Annotated in this window: 16 protein-coding genes; 10 read left to right on the forward strand and 6 right to left on the reverse strand. The window is 59.9% G+C overall.

Annotated features, from left to right (window positions below; all coding sequences use genetic code 11):
* Position 1 precedes the first annotated feature (1 nt).
* On the forward strand, positions 2-502 hold the full coding sequence (yfiB, locus tag AC3IX1_RS03575) for an outer membrane lipoprotein YfiB (RefSeq protein WP_489387159.1): 501 nt from the start codon (positions 2-4) through the stop codon (positions 500-502).
* Here yfiB and AC3IX1_RS03580 read toward each other — a convergent pair.
* On the reverse strand, positions 499-1,446 hold the full coding sequence (locus tag AC3IX1_RS03580) for a LysR family transcriptional regulator (RefSeq protein WP_095942484.1): 948 nt from the start codon (positions 1,444-1,446) through the stop codon (positions 499-501). The genes yfiB and AC3IX1_RS03580 overlap by 4 nt on opposite strands.
* 150 nt (positions 1,447-1,596) lie before the next feature.
* Here AC3IX1_RS03580 and AC3IX1_RS03585 point away from each other — a divergent pair, with 150 nt between their 5' ends.
* Both AC3IX1_RS03585 and mmsB read left to right on the forward strand, forming a co-directional pair.
* Positions 1,597-3,123, forward strand: a complete 1,527-nt coding sequence (locus AC3IX1_RS03585) for a CoA-acylating methylmalonate-semialdehyde dehydrogenase (protein ID WP_477756017.1) — start codon at positions 1,597-1,599, stop codon at positions 3,121-3,123.
* A gap of 10 nt (positions 3,124-3,133) precedes the next feature.
* Positions 3,134-4,021, forward strand: a complete 888-nt coding sequence (gene mmsB, locus AC3IX1_RS03590) for a 3-hydroxyisobutyrate dehydrogenase (RefSeq protein WP_489387160.1) — start codon at positions 3,134-3,136, stop codon at positions 4,019-4,021.
* Positions 4,022-4,266: 245 nt separating this feature from the next.
* Here mmsB and AC3IX1_RS03595 read toward each other — a convergent pair whose 3' ends face one another.
* The 4 genes from AC3IX1_RS03595 to AC3IX1_RS03610 all read right to left on the reverse strand — a co-directional run bounded on the left by AC3IX1_RS03595 (position 4,267) and on the right by AC3IX1_RS03610 (position 6,644).
* Positions 4,267-4,611, reverse strand: a complete 345-nt coding sequence (locus AC3IX1_RS03595) for a cupin domain-containing protein (protein WP_046038617.1) — start codon at positions 4,609-4,611, stop codon at positions 4,267-4,269.
* Positions 4,612-4,717: 106 nt separating this feature from the next.
* Positions 4,718-5,089 (reverse strand): MerR family transcriptional regulator, encoded by a 372-nt coding sequence (locus tag AC3IX1_RS03600; protein ID WP_489387161.1) that lies wholly within the window; start codon positions 5,087-5,089, stop codon positions 4,718-4,720.
* A gap of 49 nt (positions 5,090-5,138) precedes the next feature.
* Positions 5,139-5,717, reverse strand: a complete 579-nt coding sequence (locus AC3IX1_RS03605; protein ID WP_489387162.1) for an NAD(P)H-dependent oxidoreductase — start codon at positions 5,715-5,717, stop codon at positions 5,139-5,141.
* Between the two features lie 42 nt (positions 5,718-5,759).
* Positions 5,760-6,644, reverse strand: a complete 885-nt coding sequence (locus tag AC3IX1_RS03610) for a LysR family transcriptional regulator (RefSeq protein WP_489387163.1) — start codon at positions 6,642-6,644, stop codon at positions 5,760-5,762.
* A gap of 224 nt (positions 6,645-6,868) precedes the next feature.
* On the opposite strand from AC3IX1_RS03610, the gene AC3IX1_RS03615 reads away from it, so the two are divergent.
* Positions 6,869-7,633 (forward strand): sulfite exporter TauE/SafE family protein, encoded by a 765-nt coding sequence (locus AC3IX1_RS03615; protein ID WP_489387164.1) that lies wholly within the window; start codon positions 6,869-6,871, stop codon positions 7,631-7,633.
* On the opposite strand, the gene AC3IX1_RS03620 is transcribed toward AC3IX1_RS03615, so the two are convergent.
* Positions 7,623-7,937: a putative quinol monooxygenase gene (locus AC3IX1_RS03620; RefSeq protein ID WP_095942477.1), complete on the reverse strand. Its 315-nt coding sequence runs from the start codon at positions 7,935-7,937 to the stop codon at positions 7,623-7,625. The two genes, AC3IX1_RS03615 and AC3IX1_RS03620, sit on opposite strands and share 11 nt — an antisense overlap.
* Before the next feature lie 162 nt (positions 7,938-8,099).
* On the opposite strand from AC3IX1_RS03620, the gene mdaB reads away from it, so the two are divergent.
* From mdaB to AC3IX1_RS03650, 6 genes are all read left to right on the forward strand, one after another.
* Positions 8,100-8,690, forward strand: coding sequence for an NADPH:quinone oxidoreductase MdaB (mdaB, locus tag AC3IX1_RS03625; protein ID WP_489387165.1), 591 nt, complete (start codon positions 8,100-8,102; stop codon positions 8,688-8,690).
* Between the two features lie 58 nt (positions 8,691-8,748).
* Positions 8,749-9,660, forward strand: coding sequence for a LysR family transcriptional regulator (locus tag AC3IX1_RS03630; protein WP_104450845.1), 912 nt, complete (start codon positions 8,749-8,751; stop codon positions 9,658-9,660).
* 103 nt (positions 9,661-9,763) lie between these two features.
* Positions 9,764-10,657: an NAD-dependent epimerase/dehydratase family protein gene (locus AC3IX1_RS03635; RefSeq protein WP_489387166.1), complete on the forward strand. Its 894-nt coding sequence runs from the start codon at positions 9,764-9,766 to the stop codon at positions 10,655-10,657.
* 208 nt (positions 10,658-10,865) lie between these two features.
* A complete protein-coding gene (locus AC3IX1_RS03640; protein WP_489387167.1) occupies positions 10,866-12,311 on the forward strand; it encodes a SulP family inorganic anion transporter in 1,446 nt (481 codons plus the stop codon).
* A 294-nt stretch (positions 12,312-12,605) separates the two neighbouring features.
* Positions 12,606-13,949, forward strand: coding sequence for a hypothetical protein (locus AC3IX1_RS03645; protein WP_489387168.1), 1,344 nt, complete (start codon positions 12,606-12,608; stop codon positions 13,947-13,949).
* Positions 13,950-14,189: 240 nt separating this feature from the next.
* The gene (locus tag AC3IX1_RS03650) at positions 14,190-15,539 is read left to right on the forward strand and encodes a GntT/GntP/DsdX family permease (protein ID WP_489387169.1); all 1,350 of its coding nucleotides are present in this window, start codon (positions 14,190-14,192) and stop codon (positions 15,537-15,539) included.
* Positions 15,540-15,551 lie beyond the last annotated feature (12 nt).

Genomic DNA, 15,551 nt, shown 5'->3' on the forward strand with positions numbered 1-15,551 from the left:
CGTGTTCACATTCAACCCGCGTTCCCTGCGTTTTTTCACCATGACCCTGCTCGTGGCCTTGCTGAGCCTGGCCGGTTGCCAAACCACCCCCAAAGGCCTGACCCCGGCGCAAATCGCCGTGCTGAAACAGCAGGGGTTCGAGCTGACAGACGATGGCTGGGCCTTCGGCTTGTCCGGCAAGGTCCTGTTTGGCAGTGACGACGACAGCCTGAACAAGCAGAGCACCGACATCGTCGAGCGCATCGGCAAGGCGCTGTTGGGGGTAGGGATCGAGCGAGTGCGGGTCGATGGTCACACCGACGCATCGGGCAAAGAGGCTTACAACGAGCAACTGTCCATGCGCAGGGCGAAAAGCGTGGCCAAGGTGCTCAACACCGTCGGCATGAAGCAGGAAAACATCCAGCTGCGTGGCCTGGGCAGCAGCGTGCCGGTGGCCAGCAACAGCACGTCCAGTGGCCGCACCGAGAATCGCCGGGTGGCGATTGTGGTCAGTTCCGACTAATCGGCAAACAACATCTCCCGACTTTCTCCCATCAACAGTCCCTGATTCTGCTCGGTGACCTGGCGGATGTAATCCCACAACAGGGTGATCCGCTTGAGCTTGCGCAGGTCTTCGCGGCAGTACATCCAGAACTGTCGGGTGATATTGATTTCCTGCGGTAACACCGGCAGCAGGCGTGGGTCCTGGGTGGCGAGGAAGCATGGCAGGATTGCCAGTGAGCGTCCTTGCTGCGCGGCCACGAACTGCGCGATCACGCTGGTGCTGCGCAGGTTGGCGCTGGCGCCGGGCAGTACGTTGGCCAGGTACAGCAGCTCCGAGCTGAACGCCAGATCATCGACGTAACTGATAAATGAATGCTTGGCCAAATCGGCTGGTTTGCGGATCGGCGGGTGGTTGTCCAGATAATCCTGGGTCGCGTACAGCTGCAATCGGTAGTCGCACAGTTTGCAGCAGACGTACGGGCCATGCTCCGGGCGCTCCAGGGCGATGACGATGTCGGCTTCGCGCTTGGACAGGCTGATGAAGTGCGGCAGCGGCAGGATATCCACCGAGATAGCCGGGTAGGTGTCGACGAAGTGGCTCAGCTGCGGCGTGATGAAGAAGCTGCCGAAGCCTTCGGTGCAGCCCATGCGTACATGACCGGACAGCGCCACGCCGGATCCGGAAACCTGCTCGCACGCCATGTGCAGGGTACTTTCGATCGACTCGGCATACCCCATCAATCTCTGGCCTTCAGCGGTCAGGACAAAGCCGTTGGTCCGGGATTTTTCGAACAGCAAAGTGCCCAGTGCGGTTTCCAGGGAGCTGATGCGCCGCGACACCGTGGTGTAGTCCACCGCCAGGCGCTTGGCCGCGGTGCTGGCCTTGCGGGTGCGGGCGACTTCAAGGAAAAACTTGAGGTCATCCCAGTTCAAAGAGCCGAGGGAGGTGATGTTTTTTTGCATGTTGGACCGGTTTATATGTGCGTTCATATTAGAAGTTTGCACATCTATACTCCAAAAACAGTCCGACAACCAATTCGCGACACACGCCTCATCCCAAGGCGACTTTCTCGCCTTGGCTCCCCTGATAACAACAAAGTCCAGGAGACCCACATGAACGCATCGCTCACGCCTAACGAAACCACCGTGCAAAAGGTCAAGCTGTTGATCGACGGCGAGTGGGTCGAATCCAAGACCACCGAATGGCACGACATCATCAACCCGGCGACCCAGCAAGTACTGGCCAAGGTGCCGTTTGCCACCGCCGAAGAAGTCGATGCTGCCATCAGCGCCGCTCATCGTGCTTTCCAGACCTGGAAACTGACCCCGATCGGCGCCCGCATGCGCATCATGCTCAAGCTCCAGGCGCTGATTCGCGAGCACTCCAAACGCATCGCCGCAGTCCTGAGCGCCGAGCAGGGCAAGACCATTGCCGACGCCGAAGGCGACATTTTCCGTGGGCTGGAAGTGGTCGAGCACGCCTGCTCCATCGGCAGCCTGCAAATGGGCGAATTCGCTGAAAACGTCGCCGGTGGCGTCGACACCTACACCCTGCGCCAGCCAATCGGCGTGTGCGCCGGCATTACCCCATTCAACTTCCCGGCGATGATTCCGCTGTGGATGTTCCCGATGGCCATCGCCTGTGGCAACACCTTCGTGCTCAAGCCGTCCGAACAGGACCCGATGTCGACCATGCTGCTGGTGGAGCTGGCGATCGAGGCGGGTATTCCGGCTGGCGTGCTCAACGTCGTGCATGGCGGCAAGGACGTGGTGGACGGGCTCTGCACCCACAAGGACATCAAGGCGGTTTCCTTCGTCGGTTCAACCGCCGTCGGTACTCATGTCTATGACCTGGCCGGCAAACACGGCAAGCGTGTGCAATCGATGATGGGCGCCAAGAACCACGCTGTGGTGCTGCCGGACGCCAATCGCGAACAAGCGCTGAATGCGTTGGTGGGTGCCGGTTTCGGTGCTGCCGGTCAACGCTGCATGGCCACCTCGGTGGTGGTGCTGGTGGGCGCGGCCAAGCAATGGCTGCCGGATCTCAAGGCGCTGGCGCAAAAGCTCAAGGTCAATGCTGGCAGTGAGCCGGGCACCGACGTCGGCCCGGTGATCTCGAAAAAGGCCAAGGCGCGGATTCTCGATCTGATCGAGAGCGGCATCAAGGAAGGCGCCAAACTGGAGCTGGACGGTCGCGAGATCTCGGTTCCCGGTTACGAGAAGGGCAACTTTGTCGGCCCGACCCTGTTCTCCGGCGTGACCACCGACATGCAGATCTACACCCAGGAAATCTTCGGCCCGGTGCTGGTGGTGCTGGAGGTCAATACGCTCGACGAGGCCATCGCCCTGGTCAACGCCAACCCGTTCGGCAACGGCACGGGCCTGTTCACCCAGAGCGGCGCGGCGGCACGTAAATTCCAGAACGAAATCGACGTCGGCCAGGTCGGTATCAACATCCCGATTCCGGTGCCGGTCCCGTTCTTCAGCTTCACCGGTTCGCGCGGTTCCAAGCTCGGCGACCTCGGCCCGTACGGCAAGCAAGTGGTGCAGTTCTACACTCAGACCAAGACCGTCACCAGTCGCTGGTTCGATGACGACAGCGTCAACGACGGTGTGAACACCACGATCAACCTGCGTTAAGGAGCCGGACATGAAAATCGCTTTTATCGGTCTGGGCAACATGGGCGCGCCGATGGCGCGCAACCTGATCAAGGCCGGCCATGCACTGCGCCTGGTGGACCTGAACAAAGCCGTACTGGCGGAGTTGGAGCAACTGGGCGGCAGTATCAGTGCTTCGGCCCGTGAAGCGGCAGAGGGCGCCGAACTGGTGATCACTATGCTGCCTGCCGCGGTGCATGTACGCAGTGTGTGGCTGGGTGAAGACGGCGTGCTCGCCGGTATCGGCAAGGGTGTTCCGGCCGTGGATTGCAGCACCATCGATCCGCAGACCGCGCGGGACGTAGCCGCCGCCGCTGCCAAACAGGGCGTGGCCATGGCCGATGCGCCGGTCTCTGGCGGCACCGGTGGTGCAGCCGCCGGGACGCTGACCTTCATGGTCGGCGCCACTCCTGATCTGTTCGCCACCCTGCAACCGGTACTGGCGCAAATGGGCCGCAACATCGTCCATTGTGGCGAGGTCGGCACCGGGCAAATCGCTAAAATCTGCAACAACCTGCTGCTGGGGATTTCCATGGTCGGCGTCAGCGAAGCCATGGCGCTGGGCGATGCCCTGGGCATCGACACCAAGGTGCTGGCGGGCATCATCAACAGTTCCACCGGGCGTTGCTGGAGCTCGGAGATGTACAACCCGTGGCCGGGCATCGTTGAAACAGCTCCGGCATCGCGCGGTTACACCGGCGGCTTCGGGGCCGAACTGATGCTCAAGGACCTGGGGCTGGCCACTGAAGCGGCGCGTCAGGCGCACCAGCCGGTGGTACTCGGCGCGGTGGCCCAGCAGTTGTATCAGGCGATGAGTTTGCGTGGGGAGGGGGGGCAGGACTTCTCGGCGATTATCAATGGTTATCGCAAGCCGCAGTAAAGCGATGCATTGAATGTAGTGAGGGCTGTTGTGGCGAGGGGGCTTGCCCCCGTTGGTTCGCGTAGCGGACCCAGAACAGATAAACGCGGTGGGTCATACGAACCGCGGTTACCGACTTTACGACGGCTTCGCCCTCGAACGGGGGCAAGCCCCCTCGCCACACAAGCTCGCTCCCACAGGGTACGGCGTTTGCCGATGGACTTTTGACCGGGAGATCACGTCGGGTGATCCCCCGGTTTTTTGTATCAGGCAAACACGAAATATTTGCGCACGGTTTCTACCACTTCCCAGGTGCCTTTCATCCCCGGCTCAACGACGAAAATGTCGCCGGCGCGCAGGTGGATCGGCGCCATGCCTTCCGGGGTGATGATGCAGTAGCCTTCCTGGAAGTGGCAGTACTCCCACTTCACGTATTCCACGTACCACTTGCCCGGGGTGCAGATCCAGGTGCCCATGATCTTGCTGCCGTCTTCACTGGTGTAGGCATTGAGGTTGACGGTGTGCGGGTCGCCTTCGAGTTTTTCCCATTTACAGGCGTCGAGCACGGGTAGCGGGTGGGTGTCGCGAAGAACGGTAATCGGTGCGGTCATGATGACTCCGGGCAGTGGGCTCAAGAACTGAAGTCGCACCCTATAGCGCCTGCCCAACCATCAGTTGTCTGAGCTCGACACTGATCTGTCCAGAAACGCACGACCCTCAAAGACGGTTCAGCGGGCAGTCGAGCCTGGATTGTTCGAGGCTGTTCTCGAATTCGACCAATTGCGAGTGTTGTTGCGACAGCGCCGCTATCCGCTCGGCGATTTCCTGTTTTTTGCTGGCGAGGATCTGGTGTGCCCGTTCCCATCGCAACTGCGGGCCCTGATGTCCGGCGAAGACCGACTGCAATTCCTTGAGCCTGAAACCCAGCTGTTGGGCACATTTGATGAACATCAGCAGGTCGACGCTGTGCTGGTCATAGATGCGGTACTTGCCCAGGCGGCGAGCGGTAGGCAGCAGGCCAATCGACTCGTAGTGACGGATGCTTTTGACAGTGGTGCCGGAACGTTGCGCGGCTTGGCCGATGTACATGGGAAGGTCCTTTTCTCCGAGGATAAAGCTCGGTGCATTATCGACCGACTCAAGCGCTGGCGATAGCTTCGGCTTGGCGTAACCAGGCCGCATGCCGGTCTGCGCTGGCGCCGAGAATTGGCCCGAAGGTGAGGGTTCGGGTTGGCTTGATGCCACAGAATTCCAGTGTGGTTTTGCGGACCTGATGCAATCCGGGCATGCGGTAGATCCATCGGTAATACCAGGGCGGTGTGTCCATGGTCACCAGCAGGTGGGCGGTTCGACCGCCTAGGAGTTTGTCGGGGAAGGCTTTGCCCTGGCGATATTTGAAGGCAAAACCCGGCAAGAACACCCGGTCGAAAAAGCCTTTGAGCAAGGCCGGTACGCCGCCCCACCAGATCGGATAAACCAGCGTCAGTTGTTCGGCCCACAGGATATCGGCTTGGGCGTTACGCAAGTCGGCTTCCAGCGGCTGGACCTGCTGATAGCCTTCGCGCAGTACCGGGTCAAAATCCATGGTGCCGAGAAACAATTGACGCACCTCATGCCCGGCGCGCATTGCCGACTGTGTGTAGCGCTCGGCAAGGGCGGCGCAGAAGCTGTTGCCGGACGGATGCCCGAGGATCACCAGTATTCGTTTACCCATCATCGCTGTCCTTGAAGATCAAACCTCAAGGATAAAGTCTGCCCCTCAGGGGAGAGTCAAGGCGTGCAGCAGGGCCTTGGCATAGCCGGGTAATGCGGCGAAGTCCCGGGCACAGAGCAACAGTTTGCGTTGGCCCCAGGGTTCTTGCAGGGCGAGGCTTTTGAAGGACCGTCCGCCTGACCCGCGTTCGACTGCGGCCAGCGGTACGATTGCCAGTCCCGCCCCACGGGCGACCATGCGCATCACGCCATCGAAGCCATCGGCACGGATGCGAATCTGCATGCGCAGGCCGGCGTGCAGTGCCTGTTCTTCCAGGTAAACCGCCAGCGCGCTGTTGGCATTCAGGCTGACGTAGTCATGATGCAGCGTGTCGGTGAAGCTCACTGAGCTCGCATGAGCCAAGGGATGTTCCCGAGGCATGATCAGCACCAGCGGATCATCGCGGAACGCTCGGGTCTGCAGGTCATCGGTGTCCACCGCGTCGGAAACGATGCCGAGGTCCGCCGCCCTTTGGCGCAAGGCGTGGGTGATGCGAGTGCTGGGCAGTTCCTGCAGGTCGATGTCGAGGTTGGGATGGCTGTGCAGGAAATCCGCGAGCAACTCTGGCAGGTACTCGGTGATCGCCGTGGTATTGCACAGCAGCCGCACCTGGCCTTTGACGCCCTGGGCGTATTCGGCCAGTTCCTGTTGCAGGCGTTCGGCCTGTTGCAGCAGGACCCGGGCGTGTCGGACCAGGGCATTGCCGGCCGGCGTCGGGCTGACCCCACGACGATTGCGCTGAAGAAACTCGACGCCCAGCGACGCCTCCATGGCGCGGATGCGCGCACTGGCTGCCGCGAGGGACAAATGACTGCGTGCGGCGCCGGCGGTGATGTTGCCGGTGTCGAGGATGTTCAGATACAGGCGCAGGTCGGTCAGGTCGAAGTGCATTGCAGCAACCTCTGGATGTGTGTTGTCTGGGAGGCCGCCATCGCGGGCAAGCCCGCTCCCACAGGGGACCGAGTTCTCCCGACTGCATGCGATCAAATGTGGGAGCGGGCTTGCCCGCGAAGAGGCCAGTCGCTTCAGCCAAATACTCAGCCTCTGTCAAGGCAAGAGGCAGCCTCAGTATATGGCAGATTTTCAATCAACCCCCGTGGGCTCACCATGGCCCCATGAATACACTCTCGGCGTTTTATCAGAATCTCGGGTTGGCCCTTTCGCTGCTGGTTATCGGCACCTTTGTGCTGGCCGGCATGATCAAGGGCGTGATCGGTCTCGGCCTGCCGACCGTTGCCATGGGCCTGCTCGGTCTGGCTATGGCGCCGACGCAGGCTGCGGCGCTGTTGATCATTCCGGCGACCCTGACCAACGTCTGGCAACTGGCATTCGGCGGTCACCTGTCGGGGCTAATCAAACGACTGTGGCCAATGTTGCTGGCGATTTTCATCGGTACCGGGGCAGGCACGCTGTGGCTCGGCATGAGCGGTGGCCATTGGGTGGTGCGGGGGTTGGGGGCGGCATTGTTGCTGTATGCGCTGAGCGGTTTGTTCCTGCCGACTGTGCGCGTTGGGCGGCGTAGCGAACGCTGGCTCGGTCCGCTGTGCGGCGTGCTGACCGGCGTCATCACTTCGGCCACCGGCGTGTTCGTGATTCCGGCGGTGCCCTATCTGCAAGCGCTGGGCTTGAGCAAGGACGAACTGGTACAGGCGCTGGGCCTGTCGTTCACCGTCTCGACCCTGGCCCTGGCCGGTGGCTTGCTATGGCGTGGCGCGCTCGGCGGGGGCGAGTTGAGCGCATCGCTGCTGGCGCTGATCCCGGCCATGCTCGGCATGTGGCTGGGGCAATCGCTGCGCCAGCGGATCAGCGCCCTGTGGTTCAAACGCGTGTTTTTCGTTGGCCTGGGTGTGCTCGGCGGCCATTTGCTGATCAGCGGCTAGCGGACGACGGGCTGATCATCTCGATGGCGCGGATCTCGAAATCCCGCTCCAGGTATTCATCACGCTGCTCGAGGAACTGCTTCATGTGCGGCAGGTTCGAGTGCACGTCGAGGTGGGCCCGGGATTGCCAGATCTCGTAGAAGATGAACAGGGTGGGGTCCTGTTTGTCGCGCAACATGTGGTATTCGATGCAACCGGGTTCGGCCCGGCTCGCTTGCACGTAGCCGCTGAAAAACGCTTCGAACGCGTCGGATTTTTCCGGGCGGGTCTTGGCGTGCAGGATGAAGCCCTGGATTTCACTCATCTACATCTCTCCTCAAGTCAGAATTGGCGCCAGTCTAAGGCAACAATCGCCTGTTGATTCGTGCTTGTAGGTCAAATGAATTTTGCCAAATCGACGCTTACTCCGCGCGAAGTCGATCGGTACTCTGCCGCCATCCGATTCCCGACCTTCCCGAGACCTCCCATGAAAAAAGTCCTGTTGCTCAATGGCAGCAAACAATTTGCGCACTCCGACGGCCGCTACAACGCCACCCTGCATGAAGCCGCGTTGAGCGTGCTGGATCGCGGCGGCATGGATGTGAAAACCACTTTCATCGACGAGGGTTACGACGTTGCGGAAGAGGTGGCCAAGTTCCTCTGGGCCGACGTGATCATCTACCAGATGCCAGGCTGGTGGATGGGCGCACCGTGGACCGTGAAAAAGTACATCGATGAAGTCTTCACCGAAGGCCATGGCAGCCTCTATGCCAGCGACGGTCGCACCCGTTCGGACGCGTCGCAGAAGTACGGCAGCGGCGGCCTGATTCAGAGCAAACAGTACATGCTGTCGCTGACCTGGAACGCCCCGCAGCAAGCCTTCGACGATCCGACCGACTTCTTCGAAGCCAAGGGCGTGGACGCGGTGTACTTCCCGTTCCACAAGGCCAACGAGTTCCTGGGTATGACCGGTTTGCCGACGTTCCTCTGCGTAGACGTGATGAAGCGTCCGAACATCGAAGGCGATGTGGCGCGCTATGAGCAGCATTTGGCTGAGGTGTTTGGCCTGCCGGCTTGAGGTTCCTTTTGCCCCGCATCCAGCTACTATCAAGCCAGTTTTTGAGTGAGGGGCAGCCGTGAAAGCCAGATCCGATGAATTGCAGATTTTTGTCTGCGTGATTGAATGCGGGTCTATATCTGCAGCGGCCGAGCAGGTCGGGCAAACGCCTTCGGCGGTCAGTCGTACGCTGTCGCGGCTGGAGGCCAAGCTCGACACCACGTTGATCAATCGCACCACGCGGCGCATGGACCTGACCGAAGAGGGCAAGTATTTCTTCGAGCACGCCAAGCGCATTCTCGATCAGATGGACGAGCTCGAAGAGCGCCTGTCCTCACGCCAGCAAACGCCGTCCGGGCGTCTGCGGATCAACGCGGCATCGCCTTTCATGCTGCACGCCATCGTGCCCTACATCGATGAATTTCGCCGGCTCTACCCCGACATCCAGCTCGAACTCAACAGCAACGATTTGATCATCGACCTGCTGGAGCAGAGCACCGACATCGCCATCCGCATCGGCACCCTGACCGACTCGACCCTGCATGCCCGCTCCCTGGGTTGCAGCCCGCTGCACATCGTCGCCAGCCCGGCCTATCTGGAAAAACACGGCACACCGCAAGCCGTGGCTGACCTGGCCAACCATACGCTGCTGGGGTTCACCCAGAACGAAGGCCTCAACCAATGGCCACTGCGTTATGTGCATGGCGATCGCTGGCCGATCCAGGCGTCGATCAGCGCCTCCAGCGGCGAGACCATCCGCCATCTCGCACTGGACGGCCAGGGCATCGCCAGCCTGTCGCATTTCATGACCATCGAGGACATTCGTGCCGGACGCTTGAAAGTGTTGCTGGCCGAATTCAACAGCGGTTATCGCCAGCCGATCAACGCGGTGTACTACCGCAACTCGCAACTGGCCCTGCGGATTCAATGCTTCCTGGACTTTATCCAGGGCAAGTTGGCCGATTATGCGAGCGCAGATTTCAAGGGCTGATTCGTGATTCCTGCGCAAAAGTGAATTGGGTCAGAGGGCATTTTTCGGCAGTGATCGCTCCTTGATACTCCTTGCATCACTTATCCACGCAGGGAGTTTCTCCATGAACGTATTCGTTACCGGCGCTGCCGGTTTTATCGGCGGCTCCATCGCCACGGGTCTGGTCCAGGCCGGCCACAGCGTCACCGGTCTGGTACGCAGTGCCGAACAAGCCGATGAACTGCGCGCACTGGGAATTTCTCCGGTGGTGGGCAGTCTGGACGACAGTGCCCTGTTGGCCGATCAGACGCTTGCTGCCGACGCTGTGATCAACGCCGCCAGCAGCGATCATCGTGGCGCGGTGCAAGCCTTGCTCGATGCCTTGCGCGGTTCCGGCAAAGTGTTCCTGCACACCAGCGGTTCGAGCATCGTCGGTGATGCCTCGGGCGGTAAATCCAGCGATGTCATCTACTTCGAAGACAACCTGCCGAAACCGACAGTCGACAAGGCGGCGCGCGTGGCCATCGACAACCTGATCCTGGCGGCGGCCATGGATGGGGTGAACTCGGCGGTGATCTGCAACACGCTGATCTACGGCCACAGCCTGGGCGTCCATCGTGACAGCGTGCAGCTGCCACGCCTGCTCAAACAGGCACGCAAAAGCGGAGTGGTGCGTCATGTCGGCCCGGGCCAGAACATCTGGTCCAATGTGCACATCGAGGACGTGGTGGCGCTGTACCTGTTGGCGCTGACTGAAAACGTACCGGGCACGTTCTACTTCGTCGAAAGCGGTGAAGCGTCGTTCATCGACATGACCACCGCCATGGCCCAGGCGCTGAACCTGGGCGAGCCGCAGGACTGGGCGCTCAAGGACGCGGAAGCCGAGTGGGGCTATGAGATGGCCAACTATGGCCTGGGCTCCAACAGCCGGGTGCGCGGCAAGCATGCGCGGGAATTGCTGGGCTGGGAACCGAAGCGCACGTCGGTAGAGGAATGGATTCGCGACGAGATGGTGTGAGTTCGCTTTAGACCGCGTCATCGTTCATCGCGGGCAAGCCACGCTCCCACAGGTACTGTGTTGTTCGCCCATTTCGTGAACGACACAAAACCTGTGGGAGCGTGGCTTGCCCGCGATGGCGTTTTCAGCAGCCCATTAACTGGCCGCGCTGCCCCCGATTCCGTAACATCCGCACACTTTTTTCGTCTCTCCCTGTGTGCGGTTCCCCATGAAAGTAAAACGTCTACGCGCCGATGTCCTGGCCGGGCTTACCACGTCCTTCGCCCTGTTGCCCGAGTGCATCGCTTTCGCGCTGGTGGCCCATCTCAATCCGCTGATGGGGCTCTATGGCGCGTTCATCATCTGCACCCTGACCGCGCTGTTCGGCGGCCGGCCGGGCATGGTGTCCGGCGCGGCCGGCTCGATGGCCGTGGTGATCGTCGCGCTGGTGGTGCAACACGGCGTGCAGTATCTGCTGGCCACGGTGTTGCTGGGCGGGTTGATCATGATGGCGTTCGGGCTGCTCAAGCTCGGCAAACTGGTGCGCATGGTGCCGTATCCGGTGATGCTCGGCTTCGTCAACGGCCTGGCGATCATCATTGCGCTGGCGCAACTGGAGCACTTCAAGAACGGTGAGGCCTGGTTGAGCGGTACGCCGCTGTACATGATGCTTGGCCTGGTCGCGGTGACCATGGCCGTTGTCTATGTGCTGCCGCGCCTGACCCGTACGGTGCCGCCGGCGCTGGTGGCGATCCTCGGCGTGGGCCTGGCGGTCTATCTGCTGGGCCTGCCGACCCGCACCCTGGGCGACATGGCGCACATTGCCGGTGGCTTGCCGACGCTGGCGCTACCGGACATTGCGTGGAACCTGGACACCCTGCGCATCATCGCGCCCTACGCGATCCTGATGGCGCTGGTCGGGTTGCTGGAAACCCTGTTGACCCTGAACCTCACCGACGAAATCACCGAGAGCCGTGGCTACCCGGATCGCGAGTGCGTGGCGCTGGGGGCGGCGAATGTGGTGTCCGGTGTGTTCGGTGGCATGGGCGGGTGCGCGATGATCGGCCAGACTGTGATCAACCTCAGTTCCGGCGGGCGCGGGCGCTTGTCCGGGATGGTGGCCGGGGTGTCGATCCTGTTGTTCATCCTGTTTCTGTCGCCGCTGATCGAGCGCATTCCGCTGGCCGCGCTGGTGGGGGTGATGTTCGTGGTATCGCAACAGACCTTCGCCTGGGCCTCGTTGCGGGTGCTGAACAAAGTGCCGCTCAACGATGTGCTGGTAATCATCGCGGTGACGGTGATTACCGTGTTCACCGACCTGGCCACGGCGGTGCTCTGCGGCATCATCATCGCGGCGCTCAATTTCGCCTGGCAGCAGGCCCGGCAGCTATACGCCGACAGTCATCTGGAAACCGACGGCAGCAAGTTGTACCGGGTGCATGGCACGCTGTTCTTCGCCTCGACCACACCATTTCTCAATCAGTTCGATACGGCCAATGACCCGCTGCAAGTGACCCTTGATTGCCAGCACCTGACCTTTGTCGACTACTCGGCCATTGCTGCCCTAGACACCCTGCGCGAGCGCTACAGCAAGGCCGGCAAGCACCTGCGGGTGCTGCATTTGTCGGAGCGTTGCAAGAAGTTGCTCAGGCGCGCCCGGGTTCACCACGACTGACTGACCGATTCTTTCCACGCTTAGCGTAGGAATGCTGCCGGATGCTCCCCAAAGCTTATATAGCTTTAATAGTTATTAAAGTTTCTGCCGCTAGTTCGCTTTTCTTATCTGAGCCAGCTGTCATTTTTGACAGTAGACATTGTTGTCAGTGCCGGAGGAGACTTCTGTGGCTGATAGCGTGCTTGATTAAGTTATGCACAGATGGCGCAGTTGATTTTGCATTCTGTGATTTGCGTTTGTCAGTGATGTTTTTTCCAAACTGACTCATTCAATACTAAAGGCAAGGTAGCCAATATGAACCACATTACTCATAACCAAAGAAAATTTGATCTGTCCGAACTACGCGACTCGCACGTGGACAGCGGGAGTAACTCAAGAACATCTTCCCGATCCGCTTATCGTGACCCGCGTTTCGGCGACAATGGTGAGTTCAATCTTTCGAGACTCCTTCACATTCACCCGCTGGACCCGAATCGATATGTGGAAGGCTGCGTGGTTCTGAATGAAGACAAACTCCTGATCAGCGCCTCGCTGTCCCGTGAAAGCAAAGGTCTCTATGGCCTGATTCGCCTGAAATCCGACGGAAAAATCGACACGACTTTCGCCGACAATGGATTGGCGTCCGGCAACTTGGATAACAGTGATAAATGCGGCGCGGGCAAAATCGCCGTTCAGGAGTCCGGGCATATCATCATGCTGGGCTGGTTACGCAGGGTGGATGACAGTAGTCCAAAAAAACTGGTGATCACGCGCTTTGAATACGACGGTTCAATTGACCGAAACTTTGGCGTCAATGGCCATGTTCTGATCGACAACTCGCATTTTGACGAGCTGGACTCAGATTCCTGCAGTTTGCATTTGTTGCGCGACGGAAAAGTTCTCGTCAGCGCCAATTACAAGAAGGGTAATATTTCTACCGGTCTGCTGATACAAATCGATAGTAAGGGCAATCTGGACACAACCTTCAACCAGAGCGGTCAACTCGAGATCAAGAATTCTGCTTTTATCAGCACCTTGGCCAATGCCTTGATAGTGCAGAGCGACGGGCAGATTCTTGTGGCCGGCGGGGCGCAACGGTCTGAATCCGAAACCGAAGGATATGTCGCTCGTTACTCTGCCGCGGGTGTACTGGATGTAACGTTTGGCAAGTCTGGCATTCCAGGTTTCTCACTTCTGAGATCCGATGCCGACACGGTGATTTTTCACACACTGCTCGCCACAATCGAAGATAAGGTCGTCGGCATTGGCCAGATCATTGGAAACCAGATCATTGGCAAAAGAAGCTGGGCAATGCTGGTGGGTTTCGACAGTAACGGCGAAGGGTATCCCGAGTTCAATAATGGCAACCCGGTATTGACCTCATTCTCGGAGGAGCTGGGCAGTGGATGGTTCAACGCTCACCTGCAGACAGATGGCAAGATCCTTTGCGTCGGCGGGCCCAAACGTCTCTACATGGTCCGATACCATGCAAACGGCGCCATTGATCGCGGCTTCGGACAGAACGGTTTAATTGAGGAGAACTCTGCCCTACTCAGAAATTCAGTGTGTATGCGAACTCAAGCCGACTATCGAATTATTTTATCAGCCAACACCAACGGAGCTCCTGGAGTTGGCAAGGTTCTCGGCTATAAACCCTGAGCTTTTGAGCATCCCCCCACCTCCCTTTCGCTCGATGGAGGTGGGGTCACGGTACCCCGGTATGCAGCCGGACAATGAAAACTCCACCGTTCGATTTTCAAAATCTGCGACCGACCATATCTCTGCGCGACACTCCTTGTCCCTGTGCGAAAATTATTTTCACCTCGTTTGATAATCACGCCTCGAAATGTTTTAAGAGTTTCACAAGTATTTCGACGTGACCCTCTCGAGGAGTACCGCATGACCCTGTCCTTCGGCTATTGGCTGCTGGTGTATGCCGCCGTTGCCATCATCGCGCTGATCGTTCTGATCGCCCGTTACCGGCTCAACCCGTTCATTGTCATCACCCTGATCTCCATCGGCCTGGCGCTGGTGGCGGGCATGCCGCCGTCGGGTGTGGTGGGGGCGTACGAGGCCGGAGTCGGCAAGACCCTGGGGCATATCGCGCTGGTGGTGGCGCTGGGCACCATGCTCGGCAAGATGATGGCCGAGTCCGGCGGCGCCGAGCAGGTGGCGCGGACCTTGATCGATCGCTTTGGCGAGAAGAACGCGCATTGGGCGATGGTAACCATCGCGTTTCTGGTGGGGTTGCCGCTGTTCTTCGAAGTCGGTTTCGTCTTGCTGGTGCCGATTGCCTTTACCGTGGCGCGGCGGGTTGGCGTATCGATCCTGATGGTCGGCTTGCCGATGGTCGCCGGGCTTTCGGTGGTGCATGCGCTGGTGCCGCCGCACCCGGCGGCGATGCTGGCGGTGCAGGTGTATCAGGCGTCGGTGGGGCAGACGTTGATGTACGCGATCCTGATCGGCATTCCGACCGCGATCATCGCCGGTCCCCTGTACGCCAAATTCATCGTGCCGCGCATTCAGTTGCCGGCGGAAAACCCGCTGGAACGACAGTTTCTTGAGCGTGAACCGCGCGACAGCCTGCCGGGGTTCGGCATCACCATGGCAACCATCCTGTTGCCGGTGGTGCTGATGCTGATCGGCGGCTGGGCCAATCTGATTTCCACGCCGGGCACAGGTTTCAACCAGTTCCTGCTGTTCATCGGCAACTCGGTGATCGCGCTGTTGCTGGCGACATTGTTGAGTTTCTGGACCCTCGGCCTGGCCCAGGGCTTCAACCGCGAATCGATCCTCAAGTTCACCAACGAATGCCTGGCGCCGACCGCGAGCATCACGCTGCTGGTGGGCGCCGGTGGTGGCTTGAACCGGATTCTGGTGGACGCCGGCGTCACCGACCAGATCGTCGGCCTGGCCCACGAATTTCATTTGTCGCCGCTGTTGATGGGCTGGCTGTTTGCCGCGCTGATGCGCATCGCCACCGGTTCTGCCACTGTGGCCATGACCACCGCTTCAGGCGTGGTCGCGCCAGTGGCCATTGGTCTGGGCTATCCCCATCCGGAACTGCTGGTGCTGGCGACTGGCGCCGGGTCGGTTATCTTTTCCCACGTCAATGACGGCGGTTTCTGGTTGATCAAGGAATACTTCAACATGACCGTTACCCAAACCTTCAAGACCTGGACCGTGCTCGAGACGTTGATCTCGGTCGTCGCCTTCGGCCTGACCGTTGGCCTTTCTTACCTGATTTAGCCGGAGCCACTT

The organism is Pseudomonas sp. KH_046_2 (genome assembly GCF_057838985.1).

Coding starts and splice junctions, on each gene's coding strand:
- AC3IX1_RS03580 (WP_095942484.1), bottom strand. CDS start 1,446: ATGCAAAAAAACATCACCTCCCTCGGCTCTTTGAACTGGGATGACCTC.
- AC3IX1_RS03585 (WP_477756017.1), top strand. CDS start 1,597: ATGAACGCATCGCTCACGCCTAACGAAACCACCGTGCAAAAGGTCAAG.
- mmsB (WP_489387160.1), top strand. CDS start 3,134: ATGAAAATCGCTTTTATCGGTCTGGGCAACATGGGCGCGCCGATGGCG.
- AC3IX1_RS03595 (WP_046038617.1), bottom strand. CDS start 4,611: ATGACCGCACCGATTACCGTTCTTCGCGACACCCACCCGCTACCCGTG.
- AC3IX1_RS03600 (WP_489387161.1), bottom strand. CDS start 5,089: ATGTACATCGGCCAAGCCGCGCAACGTTCCGGCACCACTGTCAAAAGC.
- AC3IX1_RS03605 (WP_489387162.1), bottom strand. CDS start 5,717: ATGATGGGTAAACGAATACTGGTGATCCTCGGGCATCCGTCCGGCAAC.
- AC3IX1_RS03610 (WP_489387163.1), bottom strand. CDS start 6,644: ATGCACTTCGACCTGACCGACCTGCGCCTGTATCTGAACATCCTCGAC.
- AC3IX1_RS03615 (WP_489387164.1), top strand. CDS start 6,869: ATGAATACACTCTCGGCGTTTTATCAGAATCTCGGGTTGGCCCTTTCG.
- AC3IX1_RS03620 (WP_095942477.1), bottom strand. CDS start 7,937: ATGAGTGAAATCCAGGGCTTCATCCTGCACGCCAAGACCCGCCCGGAA.
- mdaB (WP_489387165.1), top strand. CDS start 8,100: ATGAAAAAAGTCCTGTTGCTCAATGGCAGCAAACAATTTGCGCACTCC.
- AC3IX1_RS03635 (WP_489387166.1), top strand. CDS start 9,764: ATGAACGTATTCGTTACCGGCGCTGCCGGTTTTATCGGCGGCTCCATC.
- AC3IX1_RS03640 (WP_489387167.1), top strand. CDS start 10,866: ATGAAAGTAAAACGTCTACGCGCCGATGTCCTGGCCGGGCTTACCACG.
- AC3IX1_RS03645 (WP_489387168.1), top strand. CDS start 12,606: ATGAACCACATTACTCATAACCAAAGAAAATTTGATCTGTCCGAACTA.
- AC3IX1_RS03650 (WP_489387169.1), top strand. CDS start 14,190: ATGACCCTGTCCTTCGGCTATTGGCTGCTGGTGTATGCCGCCGTTGCC.